Annotated in this window: 3 protein-coding genes; all 3 read left to right on the top strand. The window is 71.1% G+C overall.

Annotated features, from left to right (window positions below; translation table 11 throughout):
- The coding region (locus ACZ45Z_RS33065) for an amino acid adenylation domain-containing protein (protein ID WP_468370547.1) at positions 1-10,517 on the top strand (10,517 nt) is incomplete at its 5' end.
- Positions 10,518-10,519: 2 nt separating this feature from the next.
- Positions 10,520-18,355, top strand: a complete 7,836-nt coding sequence (locus tag ACZ45Z_RS33060; protein WP_468370545.1) for an amino acid adenylation domain-containing protein — start codon at positions 10,520-10,522, stop codon at positions 18,353-18,355.
- A partial coding sequence (locus ACZ45Z_RS33055) for an amino acid adenylation domain-containing protein (protein WP_468370541.1) occupies positions 18,352-23,450 on the top strand: 5,099 nt, incomplete at its 3' end. The genes ACZ45Z_RS33060 and ACZ45Z_RS33055, both read left to right, overlap by 4 nt.

Below are 23,450 nucleotides of genomic sequence, written 5' to 3'. Positions count from 1 at the left end.
TCCTCGCCACCCGACTCACCAGCCGCATCCGCACCACCCTCAACACCGAACTCACCGTCCGCGACCTCTTCGAAGCACCCACCGTCGCCACCCTCGCCACCCGCCTCCACCACACCACCGAAGCACGCACCCCACTCACACCCAAAGAACGACCCGAACGCGTACCCCTGTCGTTCGCGCAACAACGCCTCTGGTTCCTGCACCAGTTGGAGGGCCCCAGCGCGACCTACAACGTGCCACTTCTGTTGCGACTCACCGGTGAACTGAACATCGATGCGCTGCGTGAGGCGATCCATGACCTCACCGAGCGGCACGAAACGCTGCGCACCGTCTTCCCCGAGCACGACGGCACGCCCTACCAGCACGTCCTGCACGGCAACGCCGCCCGGCCGAAGGTCGAGGTGGTCACGACCGACGCCTCAGCTCTCGCCAAGCACATCGCCACCGCCGCTCGACAGACCTTCCGCCTGACCGATGAACTTCCCTTCCGGGCGTGGGTGTTCACCAGCGGGCCCAGCGAGCACACCCTGCTGATCCTGGCCCACCACATCGCCAGCGACGGCTGGTCCATGGGACCGATCGCCCACGACCTGTCCACCGCCTACGCGGCACGCGTCGACGGCACCAGCCCCCAGTGGGCTCCGCTGCCCGTGCAGTACGCCGACTACACCCTCTGGCAGCAAGAGGTCCTGGGCGACGAGAGCGACCCGCAGAGCCTCATCTCCGGTCAGGTCGACTACTGGCAGAAGCAACTGGCCGGCCTTCCCCACCTGCTGGAACTTCCCACCGACCGGCCCCGGCCGGCCCAGGCCAGTTACCAGGGCGACAGTGTTCCGTTCGCCTGGGACACCGATCTCCACCACGGCATCACCCGCCTGGCGCGCGAACACCAAGCCAGCGTCTTCATGGTCGTCCAAACAGCACTCGCAACCCTCCTGACCCGACTCGGCGCCGGCACGGACATCCCGATCGGCTCCCCCATCGCCGGACGCAACGACGACGCGCTCGACGACCTCGTCGGTTTCTTCATCAACACCCTCGTGCTACGCACCGACACCTCGGGCAACCCCACCTTCGCCGAACTCCTCGGACGAGTACGGGAAACGGACCTCGCCGCCTACACCCACCAGGACATCCCCTTCGAGCGCCTCGTGGAGATCGTCAACCCCACACGCTCCCTCGCATACAACCCCCTCTTCCAGGTGATGCTGAGCTTCGAGGCCACCGGCGCCGATGTGCCGATCGCGGGGCTCGACAGCCGCCTGGAGCAGGTGGATGCCAAGACCTCGAAGCTCGACATGGAGTTCGTGCTGGAGGAGGCGCTGACGGCTGACGGTGCGCCCGCCGGTATGGCGGGGTCGCTGGACTTCGCCACGGACCTGTTCGACCGGCAGACCGCCGAAGCCATGGCCGTCCGACTGGAACGCCTGCTCCGAGCAGTCGTCGAAGACGCCTCCCAGCCGATCGCCGACCTGGACATCCTCTCCACGCAGGAACGCGACACCCTGCTGGAGACCTGGCCCACCGCAGTACGCCAACTGCCGGACGGAGAAACGCTCCCGCCCCACACCCGCGTCTACGTCCTCGACCAGCAGCACCGGCCCGTACCCGCCGGAGTCCCCGGCGAACTCCACCTCGCCGGACCCCAACTCAACCCAACCACCCTCACCAGCGGCCACCAGATCACCCACGACGCCTGCCTCACCGACCCCTACGGCCCCGCAGGCTCACTGCTCCACCCCACCGGCACCACCGCACGCTGGACCACCGACGGAGAACTCCAACTCCTCACCCCCAGCGAAACCGACCAGACCGACCAGACCGACCAGACCGACCAGGCATCCGCCGCGGCACGACGCCGAACCCCCACACCCCAAGAAGAAATCCTCTCCGGACTCTTCGCCCGCACCCTCAACCTCCCCACACTCGACATCGACGACAACTTCTTCGACCTCGGCGGCCACTCCCTCTCCGCCGTACGACTCCTCAGCCGCATCCGCACCACCTTCGGCGCCGAACTCGCCGTCCGCGACCTCTTCGAAGCACCCACCGTCACCGGACTCGCCACCCGCCTCCACCACGCAACCGGAGCACGCACCCCCCTCACACCCACCCAACGACCCGACCACATCCCCCTCTCCCACGCCCAACGCCGCCTCTGGTTCCTCCACCAACTCGAAGGACCCAGCCCCACCTACAACGTCCCGATGGTCCTCCGACTCACCGGACCACTCGACACCACAGCACTACGCCACGCCCTCCACGACCTCACCCACCGCCACGAATCCCTACGCACCGTCTTCCCCGAAACCGACGGCACGCCCTACCAGCGGATTCTCAGCGGAGACGCGGCCCGGCCGACGGTCGAGGTCGTCGCGACCGATGACGCACGGCTCGCCGAGCACATCGCCACCGCCGTTCGCCACACGTTCCGCCTCACCGACGAACTTCCGCTGCGTGCCTGGGTGTTCACCACGGGCGCCGACGAGCACACCCTGTTGATCCTGGCCCACCACATCGCCAGCGACGGCTGGTCCATGGGCCCCCTCGCCCAGGACCTCGCCACCGCCTACGCGGCACGCCTCGACGGCGACAGCCCCCAGTGGGCGCCGCTGCCGGTCCAGTACGCCGACTACACGCTGTGGCAGCGTGAGGTTCTGGGTGAGGAGAGCGACCCGGACAGCGTCATCTCCCGCCAGATCGACTACTGGCGCACCACCCTGGCCGCACTCCCCGAGCAGTTGGAGCTGCCCACCGACCGGCCCCGGCCGGCGGTGGCCACACACGAGGGCGACAGTGTTCCCTTCGCCTGGGACACCGATCTCCATCACGGCATCATCCGCCTGGCGCGGGAGCACCAGGTCAGTGTGTTCATGGTCGTCCAGGCCGGTATCGCCGCACTGCTGACCCGGCTCGGGGCGGGCACGGACATCCCGATCGGCTCGGCCATCGCCGGGCGTAACGACGACGCGCTCGACGACCTCGTCGGCTTCTTCGTCAACACACTCGTGCTGCGCACGGACACCTCGGGCGATCCCTCCTTCGCCGAGGTTCTCGAGCGGGTGCGGGAGATGGACCTGGGGGCGTACGCGAACCAGGACGTGCCCTTCGAGCGGCTCGTGGAGATCGTCAACCCCACGCGCTCCCTGGCGCATCACCCTCTCTTCCAGGTGATGCTGGTCCTGCAGAACGCCGCCGACGGCGACTTCGCGATGCGTGGGCTTGTGGCCACCGAGGATGACGACGTCCACGCGGGGATCGCGAAGGTCGATCTGACCTTCAGCCTCGGCGAGCACTTCGGTGAGGGGGATGAAGCCGTCGGTATGCGGGGTGTCGTGGAGTTCGCGACCGATCTCTTCGACCGGCAGACCGCCGAGAGCATCGCGGCGCGGCTGGAGCGCCTGCTGCGCACCGCCGCCGAGGACGCCTCACGGCCGATCGCGGAGCTGGACATTCTCTCCGCGCAGGAGCGTGAGCTGCTGCTCAACGGCTGGAACGACACAGCCCGCGACGTGCCCGCCGCCACCCTCCCCGAGCTGTTCGAGGCACAGGTGGCCCGCACCCCCGACGCACCCGCCCTGGAACACCACGGCACGCAGCTCACCTACGTCGAACTCAACGCCCGCGCCAACCAACTCGCCCACCACCTCATCGGCAGGAACATCGGCCCGGAGCAGATCGTCGCGCTCGCGCTGCCCCGCTCCGCCGACCTCGTCATCTGCGTCCTCGCCGTCCTCAAGACCGGCGCGGCCTACGTGCCCGTCGACCCCGACTACCCCACCGACCGCATCACCTACATGCTCGGCGACGCCCGACCCGCCCTGCTCATCACGGACGAGAACACCGCCGCCGGCCTGCCGGACGCCGGCCTGACCACGCTCACCCTCCCCACCGACACCCTCACCCTCGCCACCGACACGCTCACCGACCACCTCACCACCAACCCCAACGACATCCACCGCACCACACCACTGCTCCCCACCCACCCCGCCTACCTCATCTACACCTCCGGCTCCACCGGACACCCCAAGGGCGTCGTCATCGCCCATGACGCGGTGAACGGTTTCGCGGCCGATGTGGTCGACCGCTGGCAGCTCGACGGCACCAGCCGAGTGCTCCAGCTCGCCTCGCCCAGCTTCGACCCCTCGGTGTTCGAGATGTGGATGGCGTTCCGGTCGGGTGCGTGCCTGGTAGTCGCGCCGGCGGGTCCGCTCGCCGGTGAGGAACTGGTCGGCGTCCTGGACGGCCTGCACATCAGCCATGCGCAGATGTCGCCGGCGGCGCTGGCGAGCATGCCGGCGCACCCGCTGCCGGAGCTGCGGACGCTGATCGTCGGCGGCGACGCCTTCACCGGCGAGGTCGCGGCGCGCTGGTCCGCGGGCCGCGGGATGTTCAACGCCTACGGTCCGACCGAGGCGACGGTGTGGGTGACGGTGAGCGGCCCGCTGTCCGGAGCGGTGGCTCCGGCGATCGGCCAACCGGGCTGGAACACGCGGGTGCGGGTGCTGGACTCCGCTCTGCGTCCGGTGCCGGTGGGTGTGCCCGGCGAGCTGTATGTGGCGGGCGCCCGGCTGGCGCGTGGATATCTGCGCCGCCCCGGACTGACCGCCTCCCGGTTCGTCGCCGATCCGTTCGGCGCGCCCGGTGCGCGCATGTACCGCACCGGCGACCTGGTCAAGTGGCGTGCGGACGGCGAGCTCGAATTCGTCGGTCGGGTCGACGACCAGGTGAAGGTCCGCGGCTTCCGTATCGAGCTCGGCGAGATCCAGAACGTCCTCGCCGCGCACCCGGGCGTCGGCCGGATCGCGGTGGTCGTGCGGGAGGACCGGCCCGCTGACAGGCGCATCGTCGCCTACGTCGTGCCCGCGGAGGGTATCGACGGCGGTGTGGATGCGGCCGGTCTGCGTGACCGGGCGGCACAGGCCCTTCCGGAGTACATGGTTCCGTCGGCGTTCGTGCAGCTCGACGCGCTTCCGCTGACGCCGAACGAGAAGCTCGACTACAAGGCGCTGCCCGCGCCGGAATACACAGGCATCGAGGACGGCCGGGGTCCGCGCAACGCGCGGGAGGAGATCCTGTGCGGTGTTTTCGCGGAGGTTCTGGGCGTGCCCCGGGCCGGCATCGACGACAACTTCTTCGCCCTCGGCGGCCACTCCCTGCTCGCGATGCGGCTGGTCAGCCGGGTCCGCTCCGCCTTCGGCGTGGAGCTGGCCGTACGTGACCTCTTCGAGGCGCCGACGGTCGCCGGTATCGCCGGGCGTCTGGGCACCGCGGCCGGCGGCCGGACGGCTCTCGTGCCGATGGCGCGGCCCGAGCGGGTCCCGCTGTCCTTCGCCCAGCGCCGCCTGTGGTTCCTGCACCAGTTGGAGGGTCCCAGCCCGACGTACAACGTGCCGATGCGCCTGCGGCTGTCCGGCGATCTGGACGCCGCCGCCCTGCGCGAGGCGATGGCCGACCTGGCGGAGCGGCACGAGTCGCTGCGTACGGTCTTCCCGGAGATCGACGGCACGCCGTACCAGCGGGTGCTGGAGGGCAGCGCCGCCCGGCCGCCGGTCGAGTTCGTCACGACGGACCCCGGTCAGGTGGAGGAGGCGATCCGGCAGGCTTCCGGGCACCCCTTCGACCTGACGGCCGAACTGCCGCTGCGGGCCTGGCTGTTCCGGACCGGGCCGGACGAGCACGTCCTGTTGCTGCTGGCTCACCACATCGCCAGTGACGGTTGGTCGATCGCCCCGCTCGCGCGTGATCTGGCGGTCGCCTACGCCGCACGGAGCGAGGGTTCGGCGCCGCGGTGGGCCCCGCTGCCGGTCCAGTACGCCGACTACACCCTCTGGCAGCGCGAGGTCCTGGGCGACGAGAGCGACCCGCAGAGCCTCATCTCCGGCCAGGTCGACTACTGGCAGAAGCAACTGGCCGGCCTTCCCGACTTGCTGGAACTTCCCACCGACCGGCCCCGGCCGGCCCAGGCCAGCTACCGGGGCGACAGCCTCGACTTCTTCTGGGACGTCGACTTGCACGAAGGCGTCACGCGGCTGGCGCGCGAGCACCAGTCGAGTGTCTTCATGGTCGTGCAGGCGGCGCTGGCGGCGTTGCTGAGCCGCCTCGGCGCGGGCACCGACATCCCCATCGGCTCCCCCGTGGCCGGACGCAGCGACGACGCGCTCGACGACCTCGTCGGGTTCTTCATCAACACGCTCGTGCTGCGCACCGACACCTCGGGCAACCCCACCTTCGCCGACCTTCTCGGACGGGTGCGGGAGACGGACCTGGCTGCCTACGCGAACCAGGACGTGCCCTTCGAGCGGCTGGTGGAGATCGTCAACCCCACGCGCTCCCTGGCGTATCACCCGCTGTTCCAGGTGATGCTGAGCTTCGAGGCCGCGTCGGCCGACGTGCCGCTGGCCGGACTCGACAGCAGTCTGGAGTCCTCGGGTTCCGACACCTCGAAGTTCGACCTGGAGTTCGGACTGGAGGAGAAGGTCACGGCCGGTGGGCGGCCCGCCGGTATGGCGGGGTCGCTGGACTTCGCCACGGACCTGTTCGACCGGCAGACCGCCGAAGCCATGGCCGTCCGACTGGAACGCCTGCTCCGGGCAGTCGTCGAAGACGCCTCCCAGCCGATCGCCGACCTGGACATCCTCTCCACGCAGGAGCGCGACACCCTGCTGGAGACCTGGCCCACCGCAGTACGCCAACTGCCGGACGGAGAAACGCTCCCGCCCCACACCCGCGTCTACGTCCTCGACCAGCAACACCGGCCCGTACCCGCCGGAGTCCCCGGCGAACTCCACCTCGCCGGACCCCAACTCACCCCAACCACCCTCACCGACGGCCACCAGATCACCCACGACGCCTGCCTCACCGACCCCTACGGCCCCGCAGGCTCACTCCTCCACCCCACCGGCACCACCGCACGCTGGACCACAAACGGAGAACTCCAACTCCTCACCCCCAGCGAAACCGACCAGACCGACCAGACCGACCAGACCGACCAGACCGACCAGGCATCCGCCGCGGCACGACGCCGAAAGCCCACCCCCCAAGAAGAAATCCTCTCCGGACTCTTCGCCCACACCCTCAACCTCCCCACACTCGACATCGACGACAACTTCTTCGACCTCGGCGGACACTCCCTCTCCGCCGTACGACTCCTCAGCCGCATCCGCACCACCTTCGGCGCCGAACTCGCCGTCCGCGACCTCTTCGAAGCACCCACCGTCGCCGGACTCGCCACCCGCCTCCACCACGCAACCGGAGCACGCACCCCCCTCACACCCACCCAACGACCCGACCACATCCCCCTCTCCCACGCCCAACGCCGCCTCTGGTTCCTCCACCAACTCGAAGGACCCAGCCCCACCTACAACGTCCCGATGGTCCTCCGACTCACCGGACCACTCGACAACACAGCACTACGCCACGCCCTCCACGACCTCACCCACCGCCACGAATCCCTACGCACCGTCTTCCCCGAAACCGACGGCACGCCCTACCAGCGGATACTGGAGGGCGAGGCCGCCCAGCCGGTGTTCGAGGTCGTCCTGACCGACCGCGAGCAGGTGGCGCAGCGGGTGGCCGAGGCCGGGCGCCATGCCTTCGACTTCGTCAATGAGCTGCCCCTTCGGGCGTGGCTTTTCCGGACGGCGGAGGAGGAGCACGTACTGCTTCTGCTGGCCCATCACATCGTCAGCGACGGCTGGTCGACGGACCCGCTCGCCCATGACCTGTCGGTGGCGTACGCGGCGCGCTGTGCCGGTGAGGCTCCGCGATGGGAGCCCCTCCCGGTGCAGTACGCCGACTACACGCTGTGGCAGCGGCAGATCCTCGGGGACGAGAGCGACCCGGAGAGCCTGATCTCCAAGCAGGTGGACTACTGGCGGCGGCAGTTGGCCGGTATTCCCGACCGGTTGGAGCTGCCCACCGACCGGCCCCGCCCGGCTGTGGCCGGCTATCACGGTGAGGACGTCGACTTCTCCTTCGACGCGGAGCTGCACGAGGGGATCACCCGGCTGGCGCGGGAGCACCGGTCGACCGTGTTCATGGTCCTCCAGGCGGGTCTCGCCGCGCTGCTGACCCGGATGGGCGCGGGCACCGACATTCCCATCGGTTCACCGATCGCGGGGCGCACGGACGACGCGTTGGAGAACCTGGTCGGGTTCTTCGTCAACACGCTCGTGCTGCGTACCGACACCTCGGGCGATCCGACCTTCGCCGAGCTTCTCGGGCGGGTGCGGGAGACGGACCTGGCGGCGTACGCGAACCAGGACGTGCCCTTCGAGCGGCTCGTGGAGATCGTCAACCCCACCCGCTCCCTGGCGCATCACCCTCTCTTCCAGGTGATGCTGGTCCTGGCCAACACGGCCGAGGGCGACTTCACGATGCAGGGGCTGGAGGTCTCCGACGACGACTTCAGTGCCTTCGCCGCCAAGTTCGACCTGACCTTCCACATCGCCGAGCAGCACACGCCGGAGGGTGCCGCCGACGGAATGGTGGGTGCGCTGGAGTTCGCGACGGATCTGTTCGACCGGTCCACCGCGCGGCAGCTCGCCGACCGACTGGAGCGACTCCTGCGCGCTGCCGTGACGGACGCCTCCCGGCCGCTCACGCAGCTCGATGTGCTCTCCGACCAGGAGCGCCACCGGATCGTCGTCGAGTGGAACGACACCGCGCGTGACGTGCCCGCCATGACCCTGCCCGAGCTCTTCCAGGCTCAGGCGGCGCGTACTCCCCACGCACCGGCCGTCGAACACGGCACGACCGTCCTGACCTACACCGAACTCAACACCCACGCCAACCGACTCGCCCACCACCTCATCGCCCAAGGCGTCGGCCCCGAAAACATCGTCGCCCTCGCCCTCCCCCGCTCCACCGACCTCGTCACCGCCATCCTCGCCGTCCTCAAAACCGGCGCCGCCTACCTCCCCGTCGACCCCGACTACCCCACCGACCGCGTGGCGCGCATGCTGGAGGGCTCCTCGCCGGTGTGTGTGCTGACGCAGCGTGAGATCGACGGGAGGCTGCCGGGGACGCCGGAGGCGGTGCGGCTGCTGCTCGACAGTCCGGAGGCCGCCGGCGCGCTGGCGGCCCGGCCGGAGACGGACCCCACGGACGCCGACCGGACCGCGCCGCTGCTGCCGTCCCACCCGGCGTACGTGATCTACACGTCGGGCTCCACCGGCGTCCCCAAGGGCGTCGTGATGCCGGCCGGTGCGATGGTCAACCTCCTGGCGTGGCACGCGCACGCCGTACCCGGCGGGCCGGGACGCAGGGTCGCGCAGTTCACCGCCGTCAGCTTCGACGTGTCGGTGCAGGAGACCCTCTCGGCGCTGCTGCACGGCGGCACGCTGGTCATCCCCGGCGACGACATCCGCCGCGATGCCTCGGCCTTCGCGCGCTGGCTCGACAGCAACGGGGTCAACGAGCTGTACGCGCCCAACCTGGTCATCGACGCGGTGGCCGAGGCCGCCGCGGAGCAGCGGTCGGAGCTGCCCGCGCTGGCCTCGATCGCGCAGGCCGGTGAGGCGCTGGTGCTCAGCGGGCACATCCGCGACCTGTACGCCCGGCAGCCCGAGCGGCGGCTGCACAACCACTACGGGCCCACCGAGACCCATGTGGTCACGGCGTACGCGCTGCCCGCCCAGGTGTCCGACTGGCCCACCGTTCCGCCGCTGGGTGGCCCGATCTGGAACACCCAGGTCTTCGTGCTGGACGCGGCGCTGCGGCCGGTGCCGGCCGGTGTGCCGGGCGAGCTCTACCTGGCCGGCGTGCAGCTTGCCCGCGGGTACCTCGACCAGCCGCGGCTGACGGCGGAACGCTTTGTGGCCAATCCGTTCGGCGAACCGGGCCGGCGGATGTACCGCACCGGTGACCTGGCCAGATGGCGTGCCGACGGCCGGCTCGAATACCTCGGTCGTGCCGACGACCAGGTCAAGGTTCGCGGCTTCCGCATCGAGCCGGGCGAGATCGAGACCGTGTTGGCCGCGCACCCGTCGGTGAGCCAGGCTGCCGTGATCGTGCGCGGCGAACAGCCGGGCGGCGAGCGGCTGGTGGCGTATCTCGCGCCGGCCGGGGAGGCGGCGCCGGACGCCGCGGAGCTGAAGGACCACCTGGCCGGGCGGCTGCCCGAGTACATGGTCCCGTCCGCTTTCGTGGTGCTGGAGGAGCTGCCGCTGACGCCCAACGGGAAGCTGGACCGGCGTGCGTTGCCGGCGCCGGACTTCGCGGCGGCGGCCACCTCGCGGGCGCCCAGGAATCCGAAGGAAGAGGCGCTCTGCGCGATCTTCGCGGCGGTGCTGTCCCTGCCCCGGGTCGGTATCGACGACAGCTTCTTCGACCTGGGCGGTCACTCGCTGCTGGCCACGAAGCTGATCAACCGCGTACGTACGGAAATGGGTGTCGAGCTGTCCATCCGAGCGGTGTTCGAAGCACCGACAGTGGCGGCGCTCGCAGAGCGAGTTGTCGGGTCGAAGAAGAGAGCACGGCCCGCGCTGCGGCCGATGCCGAGGTCTGGGAAGTAATCATGATTCCGCTGTCATTTGCCCAACGCCGCCTGTGGTTCCTCCAGCAGTTCGAGGGCCCCAGCGCCACCTACAACCTGCCGATGCTGCTGCGGCTGACCGGCGAGCTGGACGTCGACGCGCTGCACCGCGCGATAGACGATGTGGTCGAGCGCCACGAGAGCCTGCGCACGGTCTTCCCGGAGACCGACGGCAGCCCCTTCCAGCAGGTCCTGGCCGCCGATGAGGCCCGGCCGGCTTTCACGGTCGTCAAGGCGACCCCCGAGAGCCTGGAGGAATCGCTGCGGGAGGCGGCCGACCACGCCTTCGACCTGACGACCCAGACTCCGCTGCGCACCTGGCTGTTCGAGGTGGGCCCGCGCTCGCACGTCCTGCTGTTGCTCGCCCACCACGTGGCGGCCGACGGCGGCTCGCTGGCTCCGCTGATCCGTGACCTGTCGCTGGCGTACACCGCCCGGCGCGCGGGCGCGGCACCGGGGTGGGAGCCGCTCCCGGTGCAGTACGCCGACTACACGCTGTGGCAGCGCGAGGTGCTCGGCGACGAGGACGACCCGGACAGCCTGATCTGCGAGCAGGTCGGTTTCTGGCAGGAGGCGCTGGCGGGTCTGCCGGACCAGTTGGAGCTGCCCACCGACCGGCCCCGCCCGGCGGTGGCCAGCTACCGGGGTGACAGTGTCGGACTGTCCTGGGACGCCGAGCTGCACGAGGGGCTGACGCGACTGGCGCGCGAGCACCACTCCAGTGTGTTCATGGTCGTGCAGGCGGCGCTGGCGACGCTGCTGACCCGCCTCGGCGCGGGTACCGACATCCCCATCGGCTCGCCGATCGCCGGCCGCACCGATGACGCGCTGGAGGACCTGGTCGGGTTCTTCGTCAACACCCTCGTCCTGCGCACCGACACCTCCGGCGATCCCACGTTCGCCGAGCTGCTGGCGCGCGTACGCGAGACCAACCTGGCGGCCTACGCCAACCAGGACGTGCCCTTCGAGCGGCTCGTGGAGATCGTCAACCCGACCCGCTCCCTGGCGCGGCATCCGCTGTTCCAGGTGATGCTGGTGTTGCAGAACACCGAGAAGGCCGCTCTCGAACTGCCGGGTCTCCAGGTCGAGTTCGACGGTGTCGACACCGGAGTGGCGAAGTTCGACCTCTCCTTCGACCTGGCGGAGCGCCTCAGTGACGCGGGGCACCCGGAGGGCATCGACGTCGATGTCGAGTTCGCCACGGAGCTGTTCGACCGGGAGACGGTCGAGGCGGTGGTCACCCGTCTGGAGCGGGTGCTGCGCGCGGTCGTGACCGATGCGTCGCGGCCGATCGGGGAGCTGGAGGTGCTCGCCGATCAGGAGCGCGAGGCGCTGCTCACCGGCTGGAACGACTCGGCGCGCGAGGTGCCGGCGACGACGCTGCCGGAGCTGTTCGAGGCCCGCGTCTCGCGGACGCCGGACGCCGTCGCGGTGCTCGGCGCGGACGCCACGCTGTCGTACGGGGAGCTGAACGCGCGGGCCAACCGTCTCGCGCGGTATCTGCTCACCCGCGGCGTCGGGCCGGAGAGTTATGTGGCGGTGGCGCTGCCCCGCACGGCGGAGCTGGTGGTCGCCCTGCTGGCCGTGGCCAAGACCGGTGCGGCCTACCTGCCCGTCGACCCGGATTACCCGGCCGACCGCATCGACTACATCTTCTCCGACGCGCGGCCCGTCTGTGTGCTGGCCGCCCGGAGCACGGCGGCGCAACTGCCCGTGGACGCCGACGCGCTGGTGGTCGTCGACGGCGCGGCGCACCGGGCCGCGCTCGCCGCGCTGCCCGACGCCGACCTGACGGCGCGGGAGCGGCCGGGCCACCGCTCCTCGGAGAACCCGGCGTACGTCATCTACACCTCCGGTTCGACGGGCCGCCCCAAGGGTGTGGTGGTCTCGGTCGGCAACCTGCGGAACTTCCTGGCCGCGATGGACGAGTGTGTCGCGCCGGAGCCCTCCGACCGGCTGCTCGCGGTCACCACCGTGGCGTTCGACATCGCGGGTCTGGAGCTGTACCTGCCGCTGGTCTCCGGCGCGGCCGTGGTGCTCGCCACCGCCGAGCAGGTACGCGATGCGGCGCTCCTGGCCGAGCTGGTGGAGTCGGCCGGGGTGACCGTCATGCAGGCCACTCCCTCGCTCTGGCGGAGTCTGGTCCTGGAGCACCCGGACGCCGTGCGCGGACTGCGCATGCTCGTCGGCGGCGAGGCGCTGCCGACGCCGCTGGCGCACCGGATGGCCGAGCTGGGTGCGAGCGTCACCAATCTCTACGGTCCCACCGAGACGACCATCTGGTCGGCGGCCGCTCGGGTGCGCGCCGAGGGCGCCCCGCCCATCGGGCGGCCGATCGGCAACACGCAGGTGTACGTGCTGGACGCCGGGCTGCGGCCGGTGCCGGCGGGTGTGCCCGGTGAGCTCTACATCGCCGGCCACGGTGTGGCGCGTGGTTACCGAGGCCGGCCGGACCTGACGGCGGAGCGCTTCGTGGCGAATCCGTTCGGCGAACCGGGTGCGCGGATGTACCGCACCGGGGATCTGGCGAAGTGGCGCGCGGACGGCCGGTTGGAGTTCGTCGGCCGGGTCGACCACCAGGTGAAGGTCCGGGGTTTCCGGATCGAGCTGGGCGAGATCGAGGCCGCCGTCGGAACCCATCCGGCCGTCGACCAGGTCACGGTGATGGTGCGGGAGGACCGGCCGGGCGATCAGCGCATCGTGGCGTATGTGGTGCCGACCGGTGACGGCGCGGCGCCGGCCCCGGCGGACCTGCTGAGGACCGCCGCCCGGACGCTGCCGGAGTACATGCTGCCCTCCGCGTTCGTGGTGGTGGACTCCTTCCCGCTGACGCCCAACGGCAAGCTCGACCGCCGGGCGCTCCCGGCGCCGGACGTCGCGGAGCCGGGCAGCCTCCAGGCGCCGCGCGACGCACGGGAGGAGATCCTGTGCGGTCTCTTCGCGGAGGTCCTGGGTCTGGAGCGGGTCGGGACCGACGACAACTTCTTCGTGCTGGGCGGGCACTCCCTCCTCGCGACGCGGCTGGTCAGCCGGGTCCGTACCGTGTTCGGTGTCGAGCTGGCGGTCCGGGACCTGTTCGAGGTCCCGACGGTGGTCGGGCTGTCCGGGCGGCTGGACGGCGCGGGAGACGCCCGCGCGGCGCTGGTGGCGGTGGAGCGGCCCGAGCGGGTGCCCCTGTCGTTCGCGCAGCGGCGGCTGTGGTTCCTGCACCAGTTGGAAGGGCCGAGCGCGACGTACAACGTGCCGCTGGTGCTGCGGCTGACCGGCGCGCTGGACGTCGAGGCGCTGCGCGCGGCCATGGCGGACGTGGCCGGGCGGCACGAGTCCCTGCGGACCGTTTTCCCCGACATCGACGGCACGCCGTACCAACTGGTGCTGACGGGCGACGCGGCCCGTCCGGTGGTCGAGGTCGTGCAGAGCGAGCCGGCCCGGGTGGACGGGCAGTTGGCCGAGGCGGCCCGTCACCCCTTCGAGCTGACGGCCGAGATCCCGCTGCGGGCCTGGGTGTTCACCACGGCCGCCGACGAGCACGCCCTGCTGATCCTGATGCACCACATCGCCAGCGACGGTGCCTCGCTCGCGCCGCTGATCGACGACCTGTCACAGGCGTACACGGCGCGGTGTGCGGGCGCGGCGCCCCGGTGGGCTCCGCTGCCGGTGCAGTACGCGGACTACACCCTGTGGCAGCGGACCGCGCTGGGCGACGAGGACGACCCGGACAGCGTGCTCCGCCGCCAGATCGACTTCTGGCAGCGAACGCTCGCCGGGCTCCCGGACCAACTGGAGCTGCCCACCGACCGGCCCCGCCCGCCGGTGGCCGGATACCGCGGTGACGCCGCCGAGTTCGCCTGGGACGCGGAGCTGCACCAGGGCGTCGCACGGCTGGCGCGGGAGCACGGGTCGAGTGTGTTCATGGTGTTGCAGGCGGGTCTCGCCGCGCTGCTGACCCGGATGGGCGCGGGCACCGACATCCCCATCGGCACGCCGATCGCGGGGCGCACGGACGACGCGTTGGAGAACCTGGTCGGGTTCTTCGTCAACACGCTCGTGCTGCGCACCGACACCTCCGGTGATCCCAGCTTCGCCGAGCTGGTGGGCCGCGTACGGGAGACGGACCTGGCGGCCTACGCCCATCAGGACGTGCCCTTCGAGCGGCTCGTGGAGATCGTCAACCCGGTCCGGTCGACGGCGCACCACCCCCTCTTCCAGGTGATGCTCGTCCTGCAGAACAACGACGAGGCCGCGATCGAGCTGCCCGGGCTGCGGGCCGGTATGGAGGACGTGGGCACGGGCACCGCGAAGATCGACCTGGCCTTCAACATGGAGGAACTCCACACCGACGAGGGGTTGTTCGCGGGCCTGGCGGGAACCGTGGAGTTCGCGACGGACCTCTTCGACCGGTCCACCGCCCAGCAGCTCGCCGACCGCCTGGAACGACTCCTGCGCGCAGCCGTCACGGACGCCTCCCGGCCGCTCACGCAGCTCGACGTCCTCTCCGACCAGGAGCGCCAGCGGATCCTCGTCGAATGGAACGACACCGCGCACCCCGCACCCACCACCCCCCTGCCCGAGCTCTTCCAGGCACAGGTAGCGCGTACCCCCCACGCACCGGCCGTCGAACACGGCACGACCGTCCTCACCTACACCGAACTCAACACCCACGCCAACCGACTCGCCCACCGCCTCATCGCCCAAGGCGTCGGCCCCGAAAACATCGTCGCCCTCGCCCTCCCCCGCTCCACCGACCTCGTCACCGCCATCCTCGCCGTCCTCAAAACCGGCGCCGCCTACCTCCCCGTCGACCCCGACTACCCCACCGACCGCGTCCGTTACATGCTTGAGGACGCCGAGCCCGTCGCCGTGGTGACGAACGGCGCGACCGTCGAGCGGCTGCCGCGGACCGGGGTTCCGGTCCTGACCGTGGAGGACGCGGGCGGCAGCGTGGAGCACGACCCCACGGACGCCGACCGGACCGCGCCGCTGCTGCCGGGGCACCCCGCCTACGTCATCTACACCTCCGGCTCCACCGGACGCCCCAAGGGCGTGGTCGTCGCGCACAGCGGCATGGCCGGCTTCGCCGCCGACAAGATCGAACGCTGCGGGGTCGAAGAGGGCAGCCGGGTGTCGCAGTTCGCCTCCCCCAGCTTCGACGCCTCGGTGCTCGAACTGTGGCTGGCGCTGCTGTCCGGCGCCTGCCTGGTGATTCCGCCGGCCGGCCCGTTCGCCGGTGAAACGCTGGCCCGGGTGATGGAGGAACTGCGCATCAACCACGCGCCGATGGCGGCGGCGGCACTGGCGAGCATGCCGGCGCGCGCGCTGCCCGAGCTGCGTTCGCTGGCCGTGGGCGGTGACGCGTTCACCGGTGAGGTCGTCGGCCGGTGGGGGCCGGGCCGGCGGATGTTCAACGGGTACGGCCCGACCGAGGCGACGGTGTGGGTGACCTCCAGCGCCGCGCTGACCGAGCCCGTCGCCCCGCCGATCGGCCGGCCGGTCCGCAACACCCAGGTCTACGTGCTGGACTCGGCGCTGCGTCCGACCCCGGTGGGGGTACCGGGCGAGCTGTATGTCGCGGGCAGCCAGCTCGCGCGCGGATATCTGCGCCGTCCCGAGCTGACCGCCGGGCGCTTCGTCGCCGATCCCTTCGGGGCGGCGGGCGGGCGGATGTACCGCACCGGCGACCTGGTCAAGTGGCGCGCCGACGGTGAGCTGGAGTTCCTGGGCCGGGTCGACCGCCAGGTCAAGATCCGGGGATTCCGCATCGAGCTGGGCGAGATCGAGAACGTCCTGGCCGCGCACCCCGCCGTCGGACAGGCGGCCGTCATCGTGCGTGAGGACCGCCCCGGGGACAAGCGTGTCGTCGGCTACGTCGTACCGGCCGAGGCCGACACCGGCGTGGACGTCGCCGAGCTGCGGGCGCACCTGTCCGGGCAACTGCCCGACTACATGCTGCCCTCGGCGCTGACCGTGCTGGACTCGCTGCCGCTGACGGCCAACAGCAAGCTGGACGTCCGGGCGCTGCCGGCCCCGGACTTCGCGGCGGTGGCGGGTTACGAGGCGCCGCGCACCCCGAGGGAGGAGACGCTGTGCGCGATCTTCGCCGAGGTGCTGAACCTGCCGCGGGTCGGGGTCAACAGCAGCTTCTTCGAGCTGGGCGGCGACAGCATCCTGTCGATCCAGCTCATCTCCCGGGCGCGTAAGGACGGCATCGCGCTCACCGCGCGGGAGATCTTCCAGCACCAGACGGTGGAGGCGTTGGCGGCACTGACGGCCGCCCTTCCGGACGCGCCCGTGGCGACGGACCCGGACGCCGGGGTCGGCACCCTGCCCCCGACGCCGATCATGCACTGGCTCCGGGAGCTCGACGCGCCGGTGTCCGGCTTCAACCAGTCCATGATGCTCCAGGTCCCGGCGGACCTGGATGAGCGGCGGCTGACCACCGCGGTACAGGCGCTGCTCGACCACCATGACGCCCTGCGCCTGCGGGTGTCCGAAGCGCCGGCGCCGGACGCCGCGTCCGGGGCGCCGGCCTGGAGCCCGGAGGTCATGCCCCGGGGCAAGGTGGCGGCCGCGGACTGTGTGCGCCGGGTCGGCGCGGAGGGTCTGCATGAGGACGGTTTCGCCGCGCTGATGGCCGCGGAAGGCGACCGGGCCGTGGCACGGCTCGCGCCGGCCGAGGGCGCCATGGTGCAGGTGGTGTGGTTCGACCGCGGGCCCGGTGCGCCGGGCCGGCTGCTGCTCGTCCTGCACCACCTGGTGGTCGACGGCGTGTCCTGGCGCATCCTCCTGCCCGATCTGATCGCCGCCTGGGAGGCGGTGGCGGCCGGCGGGCAGCCGGTGCTGGAGCCCGCCGGGACCTCGCTGCGCGAGTGGTCGCAGCGGTTGACGACCGCGGCGCGGCAGCCGGACCGGCTGGCCGAACTGCCGGTGTGGACGGAGATCCTCCGCACCGAGGAACCCCTCATCGGCGGCAGGGAGCTGGATCCGGGCCGGGACCGGGGAGACACCACCCGCTCGCTGACCCTCACTCTGCCCTCGGAGATCACCGGGCCGCTGCTGACGAGCGTGCCGGGCGCGTTCCACTGCGGGGTCAACGACATCCTGCTCAGCGGCCTCGCGCTCGCCGTCCTCGAATGGCGTCGCCGTTGGGGCGGTACCGGCGGCCAGGTGCTGATCGATCTGGAGGGGCACGGCCGCGAGGAGATCCTCCCCGGCACCGACCTGACCCGTACGGTCGGTTGGTTCACCAGCATGTATCCGGTCCGCCTCGACCCGGGGGAGTACGACCGGGCCGATGTCTGGGCCGGCGGCGCCGACATGGGCCGCACGGTCAAAAGGATCAAGGAACAGCTTCGGGCCTTCCCCGACAACGGGATGGGCTTCGGGATGCTCCGCCATCTCCACCCCGAGACGGCCCGGGAACTGTCGGGCCTCGGTAAACCGCAGATCGGCTTCAACTATCTGGGCCGGTTCGCCACCGCCGAGGAAGCCACGGTCCAGGACTGGGACATGGCGCCGGACGCGCCCCTGCCCTCCGGTCAGGACCCGCGGATGCCCGCGACCCACGCCCTGGTCATCAACGCGGTGACCGAGGACCACGCCGACGGCCCGCGGCTCTCCGGCACCTGGAACTGGCCCGCGGACCTGCTGGCCGAAGAGGACGTGCGCGCCCTCGCCGAGAGCTGGTTCACGGCTCTGAGGGCGCTGGTGGCCCACTGCGAGGACCAGGGCGCCGGTGGACACACCCCGTCCGACCTGTCGCTGGGGTCACTGAGCCAGGACGAAATCGACGAACTCGAAGCTGAATTGGAAATGCCGTGAAGACTCAGTCCGCACTCGAGGACGTCCTGCCGCTCGCACCGCTGCAGGAAGGGTTCCTGTTCCACGCCCTGTACGACGGGCAGGCGCCCGACATCTACAACGTGCAGCTCGTTCTCCGGATCGAGGGGGCCGTGGACACCGCCGTACTGCGGAAGTCCGTGGGCACGCTGCTGACCCGGCACGCCAACCTGCGGGCGGGCTTCCGCACCCGCAAGAACGGCCAGCCGATCCAGGTCATCCACCGGAACGTGCCGGTTCCCCTGCGGGAGATCGAGCTTGCCGCGACCGGGGAGGCGGAGCGCGAGGCGGAGCTGGAGCGGTGGCTCGCCGCCGATCGCGCGGAACGCTTCGACCTGACCAGGCCGCCGCTGCTGCGGCTGGCCCTCGTGCGCCTGGGTGACCAGCGGTACTGCCTGGCCCTGACCAGCCATCACATCCTCCTCGACGGCTGGTCCACCCCTCTCCTGCTGGACGAACTGTTCACGCTCTACGCCCAGCAGGGCAGCCCCGCGGGTCTGCCCCGGGCCACCCCGTACCGCGACTACCTGGGGTGGCTCGGGAAGCAGGACCGGGACCAGGCCGAACGTTCCTGGCAGCAGGCGTTGTCGGGCCTGGACGGGCCGACCCGGGTGGCGGACGCCGGGCAGCGGACCCCGGCGCTGCCCGAGCGGGTAAAGCGCGAGTTGTCCGAGGAGTTCACGGCCGAGCTGACCGCCGCGGCCCGCGGCCGCCGGCTGACGATGAGCAGCGTGCTCCAGGGCGCCTGGGCGGTGGTGCTCGCCCAGCTCACCGGGCGGGACGACGTGGTGTTCGGCACCACGGTCTCCACCCGTCCGGCCGAACTCCCCGGCTCAGAGGCGATGATCGGGCTGTTCATCAACACCATCCCGGTGCGCGCCCGGCTGACGCGCGAGGAGTCCTTCCTCGACAACCTGGCCCGGTTCCAGGAGGAGCAGAGCGCGCTGCTGCCCCACCAGTACCTCGGCCTCGGCCGGATCCAACAGCTTGCCGGGACGGGCGAACTCTTCGACACCACCACGGTGTTCGAGAACTATCCGGTCGGTGCCGATGAGGACGACGCGCCCGTGGCGGGGCTCCGGCTGACGGAGGCCGACGGGCGCGACGCGACGCACTACGCCCTGAACCTGGTCGGTGACCAGCTCGGCGGCCGGTTGACCCTGCGACTCGACTACCGCGCCGACCTGTTCGACCGGGAGACCGCGGAGGCCGTCGTGGCCCGGGTCCACCGGCTGCTCGAATCGGTCGTCGCCGAACCCGACGTACCACTGGGCCGGATCGACCTGACCCCCTCCGAGGAGCGCGGCCGTCTCGGCGCCTGGAACGACACGGCGCACGCGGTACCCGCGACGACGCTGACCGCCCTGTTCGAGGCCCAGTGCGCGCGTACGCCCCAGGCCACGGCGGTGGTGTTCGAGGAGACCACCCTCACCTACGCGGAGCTGGACGAGCGGGCCAACCGCCTCGCCCATCTGCTGATCGCCCGCGGTGCGGGCCCGGAACGGCTCGTGGCGCTGGCCCTGCCCCGCTCGGCGGAGATGGTCGTGGCGCTGCTCGGCGTGCTCAAGAGCGGGGCGGCCTACCTGCCCCTGGACCCCGGCCATCCGCGGGACCGGATCGCCTTCACCCTCGCCGACGCCGCCCCGGGCATGGTGCTCACGTCCACCGAAGCGGCCGCCGCGACGGCCGGCGCCGGCATCCCGCAGCTCGTGCTGGACACCGTCGACACCCGCGAGTCGCTGGCCGCACAGCCGGCCACCGCGCCGGCCCGCCGCGGGCTCCTGCCCTCCCACCCGGCGTACGCCATCTACACCTCGGGGTCCACCGGCACCCCGAAGGGCGTCCTGGTCGAGCACCGCGCCGTCGCCAACCACATGTCCTGGATGGCCGACGCGTTCCCGCTCGGCGCGCGGGAGACCGTACTGGCCCGTACGGCGCTCACCTTCGACGCGTCGGTCTGGGAGATCTGGCTCCCGCTGCTCACCGGCGCCACGCTCTGCGTCGCGTCCGAGGCCCTCACCCGGGAGCCGGAGCGGCTGCTCGCCTACATCCGGCGGCACGGCGTCACCGTCGCCCAGTTCGTGCCTTCCCTGCTGGCCGTCGTGGCCGGCGCGGCAGGTGCGGGCGAAGCCCTGCCGCTGCGCCGGATCTTCGTCGGCGGCGAGCCCATCGCGCCCACCCTGGCGGCGCGGACGGCCGAGTCCTGGGGGGTGAGCGTGCACAATCTCTACGGGCCGACCGAGTCGACCGTGCAGATCACCACCCACGCCTTCGACCCCGCCACGGACACGGGAGCGGTTCCGGTCGGCCGCCCCGTCTGGAACACCCGGATCCATGTCCTGGACTCCGCTCTGAAGCCGGTACCGGTGGGCGTCCCCGGCGAGCTCTACGTCGCGGGCGACCAGCTCGCACGGGGGTATCTGGGCCGTCCGGACCTGACGGCCGCCCGGTTCGTCGCCGATCCGTTCGGCTCGCCGGGCACCCGGATGTACCGTACGGGCGACGTGGTCAAGCGGCGCACGGACGGGCTGCTGGAGTTCGTCGGCCGCGCCGACGACCAGGTGAAGATCCGGGGCCTTCGCATCGAGCCGGGCGAGATCGAAGCCGTGGTCAGCGGCCACCCCCGCGTGCGGCAGGCGGCGGTGGTCGTCCGCGAGGACCGGCCCGGGGACCGGCGGATCGTCGCCTATGTCGTCCCGGCCGACGACGCCGAGACCGCGCCGGCCGATCTGCGGGACCTCACCGCGCGCACGCTGCCGGACTACATGGTCCCCGCGGCCTTCGTCCCCCTCGGCGCGTTGCCCCTGACGCCGAACGGCAAGCTGGACCGGCGTGCTCTTCCCGCCCCCGACCTGGTGTCCACCACCGCCTCCCGGCGCCCGCGCGACCCCCGGGAGGAGATCCTGTGCGGTCTCTTCGCCGAGGTCCTGGGCGTGGAGCGGGTCGGCGCCGACGACAACTTCTTCGACCTCGGCGGGCACTCCCTCCTCGCGATGCGTCTGATCAGCCGGGTCCGTACCGTCCTGGGAGTGGAGCCCGCGGTCCGGGACCTTTTCGAGACGCCGACCGCAGCAGGGCTGGCCGGCCGGCTGGACCACGTGGCCGGGGCGCGCGCGGCGCTGGTGCCGGTGGAGCGGCCCGAACGCGTACCCCTGTCGTTCGCGCAGCGGCGGCTGTGGTTCCTGCACCAGTTGGAGGGCCCCAGCGCCACCTACAACGTGCCGATGCCGCTGCGGCTGACCGGTGCCCTCGACATCGACGCACTACGTGAGGCCATCCACGACCTCACCGAACGCCACGAAACGCTGCGCACCGTCTTCCCCGAGCACGACGGCACCCCCTACCAGCACGTACTGCACGGCAACGCCGCCCGCCCCGCCATCGACATCCTCGCCACGGATGAGGATGATCTGGACGAGGCGGTCAACCAGGCCATCGCCCACACCTTCGACCTCACCAAGGACGTGCCCCTGCGCGTCTGGGTGTTCACCCTCACCAACGACGAACACCTCGTCCTGCTCCTCGCCCACCACATCGTCAGCGACGGCGCCTCCCTGGCCCCCCTCGCCCACGACCTGTCCACCGCCTACACCGCACGCCGCGACGGCACCACCCCGCAGTGGACGCCACTCCCAGTGCAATACGCCGACTACACCCTCTGGCAGCGCGAGGTCCTGGGCGAGGAGAGCGACCCCGACAGCGTCATCTCCCGCCAGATCGACTACTGGCGCACCACCCTGACCGCACTCCCCGAACAGTTGGAACTCCCCACCGACCGGCCCCGGCCGGCAGTGGCCACACACGAGGGCGACAGCGTCGAAATGGTGCTGGACGCCGAGGTGCACCGGGGCATGGTGCGGCTCGCGCGGGAGCACCAGGTCAGTGTCTTCATGGTCGTCCAGGCCGGCATCGCCGCACTGTTGACCCGGCTCGGCGCGGGCACGGACATCCCCATCGGTTCTCCCATCGCGGGACGCACGGATGACGCGCTGGAGGACTTGGTCGGCTTCTTCGTCAACACGCTCGTGCTGCGCACCGACACGTCCGGCGATCCGACTTTCGCCGAACTCCTGGGGCGGGTTCGGGAGACGGACCTGGCGGCCTACGCCCACCAGGACGTCCCCTTCGAGCGACTCGTGGAGATCGTCAACCCGACCCGCTCGCTGTCGCATCACCCTCTCTTCCAGGTGATATTGACCTTCCAGAACAGCAGTGACATCGAACTCGATCTGGCGGGGCTGGCGGTCCGGGAACACGCGCTGGACGCGGCGTCGGCCAAGTTCGACCTGTCGTTCGCGCTTGAGGAGCAACTGGACAGCAGCGGTGTGCCGTCGGGTATGCGGGGCTCGGTGGAATTCGCAACCGACCTGTTCGACCGGCAGACCGCCGAGAGCATCGCGGCGTGGTTGGAGCGGCTGCTGCGCAATGCCGTTGAGGACGCTTCACGGCCGATCGGGCAGTTGGAAGTGCTCTCCGCGCAGGAGCGTGAGCTGTTGCTCCACGGGTGGAACGACACCGCGCACGACGTGCCCGACGCCACCCTGGCCGAGCTGTTCGAGGCGCAGGTCGCTCTGACCCCCGACGCGCCCGCCGTGGAGCACGACGGCACCGAGCTCACCTACACCCAGCTCAACACCCGCGCCAACCAACTCGCCCACCACCTCATCACCCAGGGCGCCGGGCCCGAAAAGTACGTGGCCATCGCGCTCCCCCGCAGCCTGGACCTGGTGGTGGCGATCCTGGCCATCGTCAAAACCGGCGCCGCCTACGTACCGCTGGACCTGACCTACCCCGCCGACCGCATCGCCTACATGCTCGGCGACGTCACCCCCCTCCTAGCCCTCACCGACACCACAGGCACCGCACAACTCCCCACCATCGAGGGCATGACCACCCTCACCCTCGACCAGACCCCCACCGCCGACCTCACCGCCACGAACATCACCGACACCGACCGTCTGGCCGAAGCGAAGACCTCCCACCCGGTGTTTGTGATCTACACCTCCGGCTCCACCGGAAACCCCAAGGGCGTCGTCGTCGAACACCGCTCCCTCAACCTCTACCTCCGCTGGGCCCA

This window comes from Streptomyces sp. NPDC031210 (genome assembly GCF_055570395.1).
Note: the sequence above shows the minus strand (reverse complement) of the source record. Positions and strands in the feature narration are given on the sequence as shown.